We start from the raw sequence: 13,964 nt of genomic DNA on the forward strand, positions 1-13,964 counted from the left end.
CAGCTTTTCGAGAAGCCGTTCATGGCGCCAGCATCACCCCCACGCGTCCCTCACGCATGGTAACAAAGCATGCCTGCACTGCACTCCGGTTCACCCCGCCCGGCGCTGAACGACCACACACCGGCAGGTCTCCTGGCTTAGCCGAAGTCATCACGCATCGCGGTCTTCCCAGCCTGTTGGCCAGTGACAATTCAGGCGATACGCTCGTCCGGCGACAGTTGCGGGGGCAGCTCTGGATCAGGCGGGGCCGCATAGCCTCTCCTGCCAAATTCCCTTTTCAGCCCGTTTTATCGGGCACCGATGGCGTGGGGCGGGCTTTACCAAGTTTATGCCGCAGCGCAACCCTGACCGCCCACCCGCCCGCGTTTCAGGCGCCAGCCCAAAGGATAGGGCCAAATTAACCATCTATGGCACGGCGGTCTTAAGCAGTTCGGGGTTAGCGCCAAAAGGGTCAGGCAGAACCGTGCCGAAATGAAACCTTGCGCATTTGGCAAGTGCGCCGGGGGAACGGTCATGCTTGGTGATCTGATCCCCTATTCCGCCCGCAACAGGAAACAAGCCCCGCTTTGTCCCGCCCGATCCGCCTTGATGATCGCAGCCTGTCCAGCAGGGCATCGCCCCCGCTGTGGGGACTGACGGTGCTCAACCGCGTGGCGGCCTATCTGGGCGCGGCGGTGCTGGGACTGACGGCAATTGCGGCTGTATCGGGCCATATGCAGGGTGACGGGCTGGAAGCGGCCAACACGCTGGCCATGTTCAGCGCGCAGGGATCGGATAGCCAAGCCATCGAACCCATGCCTTTCGAACAGGCGGGACAGAGCTTTCCCGGTTCGGCCTTTTATTATGTGATCGATGATCAGGACCTGCCCGAAGCCAGCCCCTGGTTCACTGCGCCCCCGCGCGATCACACAGCACTGGACGGCGAGACACCGCAGCCCATCGCCCTGCCCCCCGCCCATGCGCTGGCGGGCATGAACAATCCGGTCGATTTCAACCGCGCGCTGACCTGCCTGACACAGGCGATTTATTACGAAGCCGCCAGCGAACCCGACGCAGGCCAAAGGGCGGTGGCGCAAGTGGTGCTCAACCGACTCGCCCATCCGGCCTATCCCAAAACGGTGTGCGATGTGGTCTATCAGGGATCGGAACGCGCCACCGGCTGCCAGTTCACCTTCACCTGCGATGGTGCCTTGGCGCGCAAGCCGGTGGCTTGGTTTTGGCGGCGGGCCGAACTGGTGGCGCAGGCCGCGCTGAAAGGGGCGATCTATGCGCCGGTGGGACTGGCCACGCATTACCACACTTTTGCCGTGCATCCGGTCTGGGCCGACAGTCTGAACTTCCTTGACCAGATCGGCGCGCATCGTTTCTATGCGCTCGCAGGTCCGGCTGGCGCAGCGGGCACATTCCGCTTTGTCCATAGCCGCCCCGAACCCCTGCCCGGCCCGCATCCGCAACTGGCGCTGCAAACCGCCGCCTATAGTCTGGCCGAAGATCCCGTGGCGCTGGAACGCCGCTATGCCGCCGCGCCTGCGCCCGCCAACCCGTCTCCGCGCTATACCGAGGATGTGCTGCGCCATGGCGGCGACAGCGCCTATCGCGCGCAAAGCCTGCCCGCCAGCGAGGCCATCCGCCCCGAATATCGCAACAGCGGGCAATGGATTGCCCAGCCCCATTAACAACAGCCTCAACAACTAGGTAAGCCCCCTTGGTAAGCTGGTGATAACCAAGAGAACACACGAAGGTTTAGCCGCTGCGCCCTAGAACATGGCACGTCGAAAGTGCCCCCTGCCCGATCGAATGGAGTAAGTCCCATGTCCATCCGTTTCGCCGCCGCCGGCAGCGGTGAGTGCCTGAGCGTTGCGCGCACCTTGCGCCGCCCCCGCCTGAGCGCCCCCGCCAATGACAGCGATGCCGCATGGCCGCAGGATGTCTTGCTGCAATCGGCCTTGCGCCATTTCGCGCGCCACGGCTTGGGCGCGGCGGAAAGGGCGCGGGCATCGGCCATCCGCGCCTTTTTCTCCGGACGGCACGAGGATTATCAGCATTGGCTGGCCGTCTGCCACCATCTGGACCGCCGCATGGCAACCGGCCTGACCGTGGAGGGCGGATTGCACGAGGACGAAACTGCCCGACAGGGCTAAGAGTCTGTTTGGAAATGGCGGCACCGGCCCTCTCCCCCTGCCCTACCACCCAACAGGGTACCATATATGGGTGGTAGGGCAGGGGGAGAGGGCCGGTGCCGCTTGAAATTCGCCTCTTTCGGCGAATTTCCAAACAGGCTCTAAGCGCTTTAGGCATAAAAGCGGCTTTTAACCCAGCATCTTACGGCCATACCCCTAGGCCAGTTTTTAACCATTCCCAGTAACCATGGGCTAGTGTCGGCGCAACCTGAAGGGAGCAGTCCGATCAACCGCTTGCATCACCCATGGCGCGCCTTGTTCGCCCCGCCCGCCCGCGATGGCGCGGCACAGGACAAGGCCGAGGCCGAAATGGTCGCCACCCTCTACAGCCAGCCTTTCAGCCTGATGATCGGGCTGGCCAGCGGGCTGATCGCCAGCCTGTCGGCCGCGTGGCTGGCGGGCAATATGTGGTTGTGGGGCGCGGTGGCGCTGCGCTGCACCTTTGGCATGGCGGTTTTGGCCAGCCATATCCTGCCGCAATGGAAACCCGGCCCCGGCCTGTTCCGGTCGAGCCATTGTTTCCACCGCGCCAAACTGGCCTATGGACTGACGACGGGTATGGCCGCAGCTTTGGTGATGGCGCTGCCTTTGCCCCGCGCGCTGGGCCTGTTGGTGGTGGGCGAGGCCTTGGTCTATGCCATCAGCACCACGGGCCGAAATGCAGGCCGCCCGATGGTGTCCATCGGCCAGATGGTGCTGACCCTGCTGCCTTTGTCGATCACCTGTCTGTTGGCACAGGAAAGGGCGGTGCAAATTCTGGGGCTGGTGCTGGGGCTGACCATTCCTGCGATGATCACCATCTCGCTGACCAATTTCCGCAACCTGCGCGATTCGCTGGCCATGGCGGAAACCAGCCAGCGTCTGGCCGACAAGATGCAATTGCTGGCGCGGCGCGATGGCGTGACCGGCTTGCTCAACCGCAGTGGGTTGACGCATGAACTGGTCGATCTGCAAGCTGTCCTGCCCGAAGGGCGCAAGCTGGCGCTGCTGTGGGTCGATCTGGACCGGTTCAAGGAAATCAACGACACTTTGGGCCACCAGACCGGCGACCGCTGTCTGGCCGAAGTGGCCGCGCGTTTGCGCAAGCGCGTGCCAGCAGGCGCCGCGATTGGCCGTTTCGGCGGCGACGAATTCATCATCGCCTTTGAAACCGGCCAGTTGGAAGAAGCCCAGTCCATCGCGCAAATGGTGATGGCCGCGATCAACCGCCCGATCCGCGTTGACGATCACCGGCTGGACATTGGCTGCTCGATCGGCATGGCGGCCCTGCCCGACCATGGCGGCGATATGGACACGGTGATGCAGGCCGCCGACTTGGCGCTCAACCATGCCAAGACGCATGGCAAGGGTCAGGTGGCGCTGTTCACCCCCGCCATGACCAGCAATCTGGTGCGCCGCAAGGAAATCGAAACCGACCTGCGCCAAGCCCTGAAGAATGACGAATTGTCGGTCTTTTTTCAGCCCATCGTCGATCTGCATACGGGCCGCATCCGCGCCTTTGAGGCCTTAGTCCGCTGGTTCCATCCCGAAAAGGGCGAATTGCGCCCCGATGAATTCATCCCCGTGGCCGAGGAAAGCGGCGCGATCATCACTCTGGGCAATTGGATCACCTTGCAGGCGGCCAAGGCGGCGGCGCATTGGCCCGATGATGTGACGCTGGCGGTCAACCTCTCTCCCATCCAGATCCGTGCCCCCGGCGCGGCGCTGGCCGTTCTCAATGCCCTGCGCGAGGCGCGCCTGCCCGCACATCGTCTGGAACTGGAAATCACCGAGACGGTGGTGCTGGACCACAGCCCCGCCACCGCCAATTTCATCGAGCAATTGAGCGAGGCAGGCGTCCGCTTTGCACTGGATGACTTTGGCACCGGCTATTCCTCGCTGGGCTATCTCGACAAATATCCGTTCAAGAAGATCAAGATCGACCGCAGCTTTGTATCCGGCCTGCAAGCAGGCAAAACGAGCAGCGCGATTATCCGCGCCGTATCGGCCATGGGGCAAGCGCTGGATATGGAGATCGTGGCCGAGGGACTGGAAACGCTGGAACAGGTGGCCGCCGTGCGCGAGGCCGGCTGCACCTTGGGTCAGGGGTGGTATTTCAGCCGCGCGGTGCCCGATTATCTGGCAAGGATGTTGCTGGATCAGGAAGCGGCGATGCACGCGCCGACTTCCACCCGCACGCATCGAGGCAAGGCTGCGCCGGAGTCTCTGCGCAAATCGGCATGAACCCGATGCTGTCCACGTGAGTCCGGTCAAACCATCGCGTTTGGCCGGATATACGACGAAAGTGGCATGGCACCCACCGGCTTATGGCAATTTCGAAAGTCATTTTTAACCAAATAGGACTGCAAAACAGGCCCTAACGCTATTGCGAAACATTCTCGCAAACTCTTTCGCGCTTTGCACGTTTCCTGCCTTGCAATGGGCGAAAGACAGGAATAGGGCCTGTCGCGGTTTAAGGATGCCACAATTTAACCGGGCTGCTCGTGCGCTTGCGGGACTGCACGTTCGGCTCGTTGCACTAGCGCTCTCCACCGGCCATCTTTGGTGGGGAAGCCCCGCAAGTTAGGGAAGGACTGTTTTTCATGGCACGCAAGAAGATTGCCCTGATCGGCGCTGGCAACATCGGCGGCACGCTCGCCCATCTGGCAGCCCAGAAGGAACTGGGCGATATCGTGCTGTTCGACGTGGTGGAAGGCGTGCCCCAGGGCAAGGCTCTCGACCTGTCGCAGTGTGGCCCGGTTGAAGGCTTTGACGCCAAGATCATCGGCACCAACGATTATGCCGACATTGCAGGCGCCGATGTGATCATCGTGACCGCCGGTGTTGCCCGCAAGCCCGGCATGAGCCGCGACGACCTGCTGGGCATCAACCTGAAGGTGATGAAGGCCGTTGGCGAAGGCATCCGTGACAACGCCCCCGACGCTTTCGTCATCTGCATCACCAACCCGCTCGACGCGATGGTCTGGGCTCTGCGCGAATTCTCGGGCCTGCCCGCCAACAAGGTGGTCGGCATGGCTGGCGTGCTCGACTCGGCCCGCTTCACCACCTTCCTCGCCTGGGAATTTGGCGTATCGATCCGCGACGTGAACACTTTCGTTCTGGGCGGCCACGGCGACACCATGGTCCCCGTCACCCAGTATTCGACGGTCAACGGCATCCCCGTTCCCGATCTGGTCAAGATGGGCCTGTCGACTCAGGAACGCATCGACTCGATCGTGCAGCGCACCCGTTCGGGCGGCGGCGAAATCGTCGGCCTGCTCAAGACCGGTTCGGCCTTCTACGCTCCGGCTGCCTCGGGCATCGCCATGGCTGAAGCCTATCTCAACGACCAGAAGCGCATCCTGCCCTGCGCTGCCTATGTGAACGGCGAATATGGCGTGGACGGCCTCTATGTGGGCGTTCCTGTCGTGATCGGCGCTGGCGGCGTGGAAAAGGTGGTCGAAATCGAACTCGACGACGAAGCCAAGAGCAACCTGCAGGTGTCGGTGGACGCTGTGAAGGAACTGCTGGTGGCTTGTAAGGGCATTGATCCCTCGCTGGCCTGATCCAAATGAAGTCGGCCCCGGTTGCATACCGGGGCCGCAAACATAAGACGACCTCCTCCCCCTCTCGGAGAATCCCATGTCGATCCTGATTGACAAGAATACCAAGGTCATCACCCAAGGGATGACCGGCAAGACCGGCACTTTCCATACCCAGCAGGCGCTGGCCTATGGCACGCAGATGGTTGGCGGCGTGACCCCCGGCAAGGGCGGCACCACGCATGACGAAACCGGTCTGCCGATCTGGGACACCGTGGCCGAAGCCAAGGCCGTTTCGGGCGCGACCGCTTCGGTCATCTACGTTCCGCCACCATTCGCCGCTGACTCGATCCTCGAAGCGATCGATGCCGAAATCGAGCTGATCGTGGCGATCACCGAAGGCATCCCCGTCACCGACATGATCCGCGTGAAGCGCGCCCTGTCGGGTTCCAAGTCGCGCCTGATCGGTCCGAACTGCCCCGGCGTGCTGACGCCCAACCAGTGCAAGATCGGCATCATGCCCGGTTCGATCTTCAAGGAAGGCTCGGTCGGCGTAGTTTCGCGCTCGGGCACGCTGACCTATGAAGCGGTGTTCCAGACCACCAACATCGGCCTTGGCCAGACCACGGCTGTCGGCATCGGCGGCGATCCGGTCAATGGCACCAACTTCATCGACGTGCTGGAACTGTTCCTGGCCGACGAAGCCACCAAGTCGATCATCATGATCGGTGAAATCGGCGGCAGCGCGGAAGAAGAAGCTGCCCAGTTCCTGAAGGACGAAGCCAAGAAGGGCCGTAAAAAGCCGATGGCTGGCTTCATCGCAGGCCGCACGGCGCCTCCGGGCCGCCGCATGGGCCACGCTGGCGCCATCGTTTCGGGCGGCCAGGGCGGCGCGGAAGACAAGATCGCCGCCATGGAAGAGGCTGGCATCAAGGTCGCCAATTCGCCCAGCCTGCTGGGTGAAACCTTGGCCGAAGTGCTCAAGAGCCTTTGATCTAAGTATTGCATCAGGCGTGGCGCCCATCATGGGTTAACCACGCCTGATGTTTAAGCCTCTACTGATCCCGTGCCGCGATAGAACTGCGGCGCAACAACTTTAGCGAGCGCCCCTTTGCACCGGCGCCAAAAAGGTGAAGCCATGGGTAGCGAAAGCCACGATTTTTTACCCGATGACCCGCAGCCGGGTCCCAGCTGGCAACGCAAGAACTGGCCGCAGGTCGGCGGCAATGCCGAAGATGACCTGACGCAGGCTCTGGACCCCATGGTGTTGAAGGCCGAAATCAAGGCCGCCGCCAAGAAGTCCGGTGCCGTTGTTTCCGACGCTTCGGTCGAAGAAGCCGCCAGCGACGCCATCCGCGTCCAGCTGCTGATCCGCACCTATCGCGTGCGTGGCCATCTGGCCGCCGATCTGGACCCGCTGGGCCTGAACCAGCGCGACCTGCCTGCAGATCTCACCGCGGAGTATTATGGTTTTACCGGCGCTGCGCTGGACCGCAAGGTGTTCCTTGGTGGTACGCTGGGCCTGCAATGGGCCACGGTGAAGGAAGTGGTCGCCATTCTGCGCGCCAATTACTGCGGCAAGGTCGGCCTTGAATATATGCACATTGCCGATCTGGAGGAACGCAAGTTCCTGCAGGACCGCATGGAAGGTGCCGACAAGCACATCGAATTTTCCGCCGAGGGCAAGAAGGCCATCCTGTCGGCCGTGGTCCGCGGCGAGCAGTATGAAAAGTTCTGCGGCAAGAAATGGGTTGGCACCAAGCGCTTTGGCCTTGATGGCGGCGAATCCATGATCCCCGCGCTCGAAGCGGTCATCAAATATGGTGGCCAGCTGGGCGTGAAGGAAATCGTTTATGGCATGGCCCACCGTGGCCGCCTGAACGTGCTGGCCAACGTGATGGCCAAGCCCTACAAGGTCATCTTCCACGAATTCTCGGGCGGCACCGCCAACCCCGAAGACGTGGGTGGCTCGGGCGACGTGAAGTATCACCTGGGCACCAGCACCGACCGCGAATTTGACGGTATCAAGGTTCACATGAGCCTGATGCCGAACCCCAGCCACCTCGAAACCGTTGATCCGGTGGTGCTGGGCAAGGTGCGCGCCTATCAGGTGCTGCGCGACGATATCGGCGATGACATCGGCCCCGGCGCCAAGCACAAGCAGGTGCTGCCCGTGCTGATCCATGGTGACGCCGCTTTTGCGGGTCAGGGCATCGTGTGGGAATGCTTCGGCCTGTCGGGCGTGAAGGGTTACAACACCGGCGGCTGTCTGCATTTCATCATCAACAACCAGATCGGCTTCACCACCAGCCCGAAGTTCTCGCGCGGGTCCCCGTATCCTTCGGACGTAGCCAAGGGCAACCAGACCCCCGTGCTGCACGTCAATGGTGACGATCCAGAAGCGGTGACCTTCGCCTGCAAGCTGGCGATCGACTATCGCCAGACCTTTGGCCGCGACATCGTGATCGACATGTGGTGCTATCGCCGCTTCGGCCATAACGAAGGCGATGAACCCGGTTTCACGCAGCCTTTGATGTATGCCAAGATCCGCCAGCACAAGCCGGTGTCCGAGCTTTATGCCGAACGCCTGCAGCGGGAAGGCGTGATCGATGCAGCCTATCTGGCTGATCAGGTCTCGGGCTTTAACGCCCATCTGGAAGAGCATTTCGAGGCTGCCAAGACCTACAAGGCCAATCAGGCCGACTGGTTCGGCGGTCGCTGGAGCGGCTTCAACCAGCCGATGGACCCCGAAACCGCCCGCCGCAATGTGGCCACCGGTATCGAACAGAAGCTGTTCGACAGCCTTGGCCGCACGTTGACCACGGTTCCCGATGATCTGACCATCCACAAGACGCTGGGCCGCGTGATCGATGCCAAGCGCGAGATGTTCAACAGTGGCGAAGGCTTTGACTGGGCGACCGCAGAGGCTCTGGCCTTTGGCTCGCTGCTGTCGGAAGGCTATTCGGTGCGTCTGTCGGGTCAGGACTCGGGCCGCGGCACGTTCAGCCACCGCCACGCCGTATGGGTGGACCAGAACACCGAACGCAAGTTCGTGCCGCTGACCACCATTCCGCACGGCCAGTTCGAAGTCTATGACTCGACCCTGTCGGAATATGGCGTGCTGGGCTTTGAATATGGCTATGCCAGCGCCGACCCCAAGACGCTCGTTCTGTGGGAAGCGCAGTTTGGCGACTTCGCCAATGGCGCCCAGATCATGATCGACCAATATATCGCTTCCTCGGAATCGAAATGGCTGCGCGCCAATGGTCTGGTCATGCTGCTGCCGCATGGTTACGAAGGCCAAGGTCCGGAACATTCCTCGGCCCGTCTGGAGCGCTATCTCCAGCTCTGCGCCGAAGACAATATGCAGGTGTGCAACATCACCAGCCCGGCCAACTACTTCCACATCCTGCGTCGCCAGATGCACCGGCCCTTCCGCAAGCCCTTGATCATCATGGCGCCCAAGAGCCTGCTGCGTCACCCGCTGGCCAAGTCCAAGGCCGAGGATTTCGTGGGCGAAGGCCACTTCATGCGCATTCTGTCGGACCCCAACGGTTCGGCGGACAAGGAAACCAAGCGCGTGATCCTGTGCACCGGCAAGGTCGCCTATGACTTGCTCGAAGCCCGCGATGCGGCCGAGATCAAGGATACGCAGATCATCCGTATCGAGCAGATCTACCCCTTCCCCGGCGAACCGCTGGCCAAGCGTCTGGCTGCCATGCCGAATCTGGAAGAGGTGGTGTGGTGTCAGGAAGAGCCCAAGAACAACGGTTCGTGGTTCTTCGTTGAGCCGCTGATCGAGGATGTGCTGACCGAAGCCAAGTCCAAGGTTGGCCGTGCCCGCTATGCTGGCCGTCATGCTTCGGCCTCGCCTGCCACCGGTTCGGCCAAGCGTCACACGCTGGAGCAGAAGTCGCTGGTCGCCGATGCGCTGGGCCTGTCTGTCCGCAGCGAAATCCGTCGCACGAAGAAGGGCTAAGCGCCGCTCTCCCCCCCATTTCATCAGGAAACGTCTGTCATGTCCACGGAAGTCAAAGTTCCCACCCTGGGTGAATCGGTGAGCGAAGCCACCATCGGCCAGTGGCTCAAGCAACCCGGCGAGGCTGTTGCCCTCGACGAACCCATTGCCAGCCTGGAAACCGACAAGGTTGCCATCGAAGTCAACGCGCCGGTCGCCGGCGTGCTGGCCCAGCAACTGGCCGAAGTAGGCGCCACGGTCACCGTCAATGCCGTGATCGCCACGATCACCGCCGGTGCGGCCGCTGCTGCCCCTGCCCCCGCTGCGGCGCCTGCTGCTGCTGCTGTGTCGGCTCCTGCCGAAACCGGTGGCGAGGAAAGCAGCGATCCGGCTGTGCTGAGCCCCGCTGTGCGCCGCGCGGTGCTGGAATATGGCATTGACCCTGCCACCATCAAGGGCACCGGCAAGGACGGCCGCATCACCAAGGAAGATGTGGTCGCCGCTGCCAAGGCCAAGCCTGCCAGCACCGGCGCTGCCATCTCGGTGCCTGCTGCTGTGGCCACCAACGAACGCCGCGAAGAACGCGTGAAGATGACCCGCCTGCGCCAGACCATCGCCAAGCGTTTGAAGAGCGCGCAGGAAAATGCCGCTCTGTTGACCACGTTCAACGACGTGGACATGAGCGCCGTGATGGAAGCGCGCAACCGCTTCAAGGACAGCTTTGAAAAGAAGCATGGCGTGAAGCTGGGCTTCATGTCCTTCTTCGCCAAGGCTTCGGTGCTGGCGCTGAAAGACATCCCCGCCGTCAACGCCCAGATCGATGGCGACGAAATCGTCTATCACGACTATGTCGATATCTCGGTTGCCGTGTCGGCCCCTTCGGGTCTGGTGGTGCCGGTGGTGCGCAATGTCGACAAGATGAGCTTTGCCGACATTGAAAAGTCGATTGCCAACTATGGCAAGGCTGCCAAGGACGGCAAGCTGACCATGGAAGACATGAAGGGCGGCACTTTCACCATCTCCAACGGTGGTGTGTTCGGCGGCCTGATGTCCACCCCGATCATCAACCCGCCCCAGTCGGCTGTGCTCGGCCTGCACCGTATCGAGGACCGCCCCGTGGTCCGCAACGGCCAGATCGTGATCCGCCCGATGATGTATATCGCCCTGTCCTATGACCACCGCATCATCGACGGTCGTGAAGCTGTGACGGCTCTCAAGACCATCAAGGAAGCGATCGAAGATCCCACTCGTCTGCTGATCGACCTTTGATCGGATAAGAGGACTTTAGTCATGGCTGAATATAATTACGACGTCCTCGTCATCGGCGCTGGCCCGGGTGGCTATGTGGCGGCGATCCGTGCGGCTCAATTGGGCATGAAGGTGGCCTGCGCCGAAGGGCGCGCCACCTTGGGCGGCACCTGCCTCAACGTGGGCTGCATCCCGTCCAAGGCGCTGCTACACGGTTCGGAACTGTTCGAGGAAGCCAAGCATGGCACGCTGGCCAAGTTTGGCGTCAAGACCGGTCCGGTGGAACTCGACCTCGACGTGCTGCAGGGCGAAAAGGCCAGCGCGGTCAAGGAACTGACCGGCGGCATCGAATATCTGTTCAAGAAGAACAAGGTCGACTGGAAGAAGGGCTACGCCAAGTTCAAGGACGCCCACACGGTAGAAGTGGCTGGCGAAACCGTCACCGCCAAGCATATCGTGATCGCCACCGGCTCCAGCGTCACCCCGCTGCCCACGGTTCCCGTGGACAATGACGCGGGCATCGTGATCGACTCGACCGGCGCTCTGGCCCTCAACCGCGTACCCGAGCATCTGGTGGTGATCGGCGGCGGCGTGATCGGTCTGGAAATGGGCTCGGTCTGGGGCCGTCTGGGCGCCAAGGTCACCGTGGTGGAATTCCTTGACCAGTTGCTGCCCGGCATGGACGGCGAAGTGCGCAAGGAAGCGGCCAAGATCTTCAAGAAGCAGGGCTTTGAGCTGAAGCTTTCGACGAAGGTGACCGGCGCCACGGTGGAAGGCAAGACGGTCAAGCTGTCGGTCGAGCCTGCTGCTGGCGGCGAAACGCAGATCATCGAGGCCAGCCATGTGCTGGTGGCGATTGGTCGTCGCCCCAATGTGGATGGTCTGGGTCTGGAAAACATCGGCCTGTCGCCCAATGCGCGTGGCCAGATCGAAACCGACCATGATTTCCGCACCGCCGTCGATGGCGTGTGGGCGATTGGCGACGTCATCCCCGGCCCGATGCTGGCGCATAAGGCCGAGGACGAGGGCATTGCCGTGGCCGAAAACATTGCCGGTCTGACCGGTATTGTGAACCATGACATCATCCCCGGCGTGGTGTACACCACCCCCGAATTCGCAGGCGTTGGTCTGACGGAAGAAGCCGCCAAGGAACGCGGACCGATCAAGGTCGGCAAGTTCCCCATGCTGGCCAATAGCCGCGCCAAGACCAACCGCGAGCCCGATGGTTTCGTGAAGATCATCGCTGACGCGGAAACCGACCGCGTGCTGGGCGTGTGGGCCATTGCCACCGTTGCCGGCACGATGATCGCGCAGGCGGCTCAGGCGATGGAATTTGGCGCCAAGAGCGAAGACATCGCTTACACCTGCCACGCTCACCCGACCCATTCGGAAGCGATCAAGGAAGCGGCGATGGCTGTGCGCGGCAAGGCGATCCATATCTGATCCTTGCCAGCATCGGCTGAAAGAACAAAGGGCGGGGGAAACCTCGCCCTTTTTCTTATGCATCAGGGCGCTGGCATTTCCCCATGGGCGATCTTCCACGCATCACTGCCCGGCTCCGGTTCGGGCAGCGCGGTAATGTCGAAATAATAGACCGGCGGAGGCGCATAACCGCCCTTGATGCACACGCCGGTGCACGGGGCCAACCCGTAGATATCGGGCGGCGCCAGTTGCCCCGTGCGCCGCGCCTCCGGCGACTCTGGATGCTCCTCCTGCGTGGAGGGGATGCGATAGTGGTCGCTATGATCGCGGCGGCAAACAACAATTGCATCATTGAGCGGATCGCGCGGGCAGCGCTTGTTCTCCGGCTCGACATGAAACATGGCGCGCTGGTTCTCGATCATCTGGTCGATATGATCTTGCGCCAACGCGGTGCGCGGCAGGGCACAAAGCAACATCAGGGGCCATCGATACCGCAATCCGCGCTCCACCATGCATCATGCCCCCATGACCCGCGCAGGTTAGGCAGGCGGTTGCGATATGGCAAGGCCATCTCATCAAGCCAATTTCCGCATGGATCAACCGAGGCTTTGGTTTGGACTTGCCCCCCCGCCCTACCTACACATGGGGCAACACCAACACAGCTTGGCCCAACATCATACCCTCAGGAGAAGGCAATGTTTGATCCCGTCGCAATGGCTCAACGCTTGGGCGAAGGACTTTTGTCGTTCCCTGTAACCCATTTTGATGCCGAAGGCGCGTTTCAGGAAGGCCCCTTCCGCCAGCATTGCGCATGGATGCTGGAACATGAACTCTCCGGCCTGTTTGCCGCCGGCGGCACGGGTGAATTCTTCTCGCTGACGCCCGATGAAGTGGCCGCCGTGGTGCGCGCCGCCGTGGCCGAGCGCAAGGCTGGCGTGCCGGTCATTTCCGGCTGCGGCTATGGCACGGCCATCGCGGTGGACATCGCCCGCAAGGCAGAGGCGGCGGGCGCCGATGGTATCCTGCTGCTGCCCCCCTATCTGGTGGGGTCAAAACAGGAAGGCCTTGCCGCGCATATCGAGGCAGTTTGCCGTTCGACCGGCCTTGGCGTCATCGTCTATAACCGCGACAATGCGGTGGTGAATGACGAAACGCTGGCCAGCCTGTGCGAGCGCAACCCCAATCTGGTGGGTTACAAGGATGGCGTGGGCGATATCGAGCTGATGGCCCGCATCTATTCGCGCATGGGCGACCGGCTGACCTATATCGGCGGCCTGCCCACGGCGGAAACCTTTGCCACACCCTATCTTACCATGGGCGTCACCACCTATTCCTCGGCCATTTTCAACTTCCTGCCGCAATGGGCGCTGGAGTTTTACAAGGCCGTGCGCGCGGGCAACCATGCCCATGTGCAGCAGCAATTGCGTGATTTCGTGCTGCCCTATATCGCGCTGCGCAACCGCGGGCGCGGCTATGCGGTGTCCATTGTCAAGGCCGGTTGCCGCGTGATTGGCCGCGATGCTGGCCCCGTCCGCACGCCTCTGTCCGACCTGTCGGCGGCAGAGGATGCCGAACTGGCCGCGCTGATCGCCAAGGTCGCGCCATATGCCCTCCCCGTTACCGCCTGAATAGGCT

The 13,964-nt window shown here is 62.1% G+C and carries 10 protein-coding genes and 1 riboswitch; of the genes, 9 read left to right on the forward strand and 1 reads right to left on the reverse strand.

What is annotated here, in order from left to right; all coding sequences use genetic code 11:
• Window positions 1–106 precede the first annotated feature (106 nt).
• A riboswitch (cobalamin riboswitch) is annotated at window positions 107–317 on the reverse strand.
• A 249-nt stretch (window positions 318–566) separates the two neighbouring features.
• The 8 genes from EOE18_RS00070 (at window position 567) to lpdA (ending at window position 12,350) form a co-directional block, all read left to right on the forward strand.
• The gene (locus EOE18_RS00070) at window positions 567–1,676 is read left to right on the forward strand and encodes a cell wall hydrolase (protein WP_246027171.1); all 1,110 of its coding nucleotides are present in this window, start codon (window positions 567–569) and stop codon (window positions 1,674–1,676) included.
• A gap of 135 nt (window positions 1,677–1,811) precedes the next feature.
• On the forward strand, window positions 1,812–2,141 hold the full coding sequence (locus tag EOE18_RS00075) for a hypothetical protein (protein ID WP_127704993.1): 330 nt from the start codon (window positions 1,812–1,814) through the stop codon (window positions 2,139–2,141).
• 234 nt (window positions 2,142–2,375) lie between these two features.
• Window positions 2,376–4,403 carry a putative bifunctional diguanylate cyclase/phosphodiesterase gene (locus EOE18_RS00080; RefSeq protein WP_246027172.1) on the forward strand — a complete coding sequence of 676 codons (2,028 nt, stop codon included), beginning with the start codon at window positions 2,376–2,378 and terminating at the stop codon, window positions 4,401–4,403.
• A 359-nt stretch (window positions 4,404–4,762) separates the two neighbouring features.
• Entirely contained in the window at window positions 4,763–5,725 is a 963-nt protein-coding gene (mdh, locus tag EOE18_RS00085; protein ID WP_127704996.1) for a malate dehydrogenase, read from the forward strand.
• 76 nt (window positions 5,726–5,801) lie between these two features.
• The gene (gene sucD / locus EOE18_RS00090) at window positions 5,802–6,695 is read left to right on the forward strand and encodes a succinate--CoA ligase subunit alpha (protein WP_127704998.1); all 894 of its coding nucleotides are present in this window, start codon (window positions 5,802–5,804) and stop codon (window positions 6,693–6,695) included.
• Between the two features lie 144 nt (window positions 6,696–6,839).
• Window positions 6,840–9,680 (forward strand): 2-oxoglutarate dehydrogenase E1 component, encoded by a 2,841-nt coding sequence (locus tag EOE18_RS00095; protein ID WP_127705000.1) that lies wholly within the window; start codon window positions 6,840–6,842, stop codon window positions 9,678–9,680.
• A gap of 39 nt (window positions 9,681–9,719) precedes the next feature.
• Window positions 9,720–10,928 carry a 2-oxoglutarate dehydrogenase complex dihydrolipoyllysine-residue succinyltransferase gene (gene odhB / locus EOE18_RS00100; protein WP_127705003.1) on the forward strand — a complete coding sequence of 403 codons (1,209 nt, stop codon included), beginning with the start codon at window positions 9,720–9,722 and terminating at the stop codon, window positions 10,926–10,928.
• 21 nt (window positions 10,929–10,949) lie between these two features.
• Window positions 10,950–12,350, forward strand: a complete 1,401-nt coding sequence (lpdA, locus tag EOE18_RS00105; RefSeq protein ID WP_127705005.1) for a dihydrolipoyl dehydrogenase — start codon at window positions 10,950–10,952, stop codon at window positions 12,348–12,350.
• 62 nt (window positions 12,351–12,412) lie between these two features.
• Here lpdA and EOE18_RS00110 read toward each other — a convergent pair whose 3' ends face one another.
• Entirely contained in the window at window positions 12,413–12,805 is a 393-nt protein-coding gene (locus EOE18_RS00110; protein WP_127705007.1) for a hypothetical protein, read from the reverse strand.
• Between the two features lie 219 nt (window positions 12,806–13,024).
• Here EOE18_RS00110 and kdgD point away from each other — a divergent pair, with 219 nt between their 5' ends.
• Window positions 13,025–13,957, forward strand: coding sequence for a 5-dehydro-4-deoxyglucarate dehydratase (kdgD, locus tag EOE18_RS00115; protein WP_127705009.1), 933 nt, complete (start codon window positions 13,025–13,027; stop codon window positions 13,955–13,957).
• The last annotated feature ends 7 nt before the right edge of the window (window positions 13,958–13,964 follow it).

Origin of the sequence: Novosphingobium umbonatum, from assembly GCF_004005905.1 — a bacterium.
GTDB classification, from domain to species: domain Bacteria; phylum Pseudomonadota; class Alphaproteobacteria; order Sphingomonadales; family Sphingomonadaceae; genus Novosphingobium; species Novosphingobium umbonatum.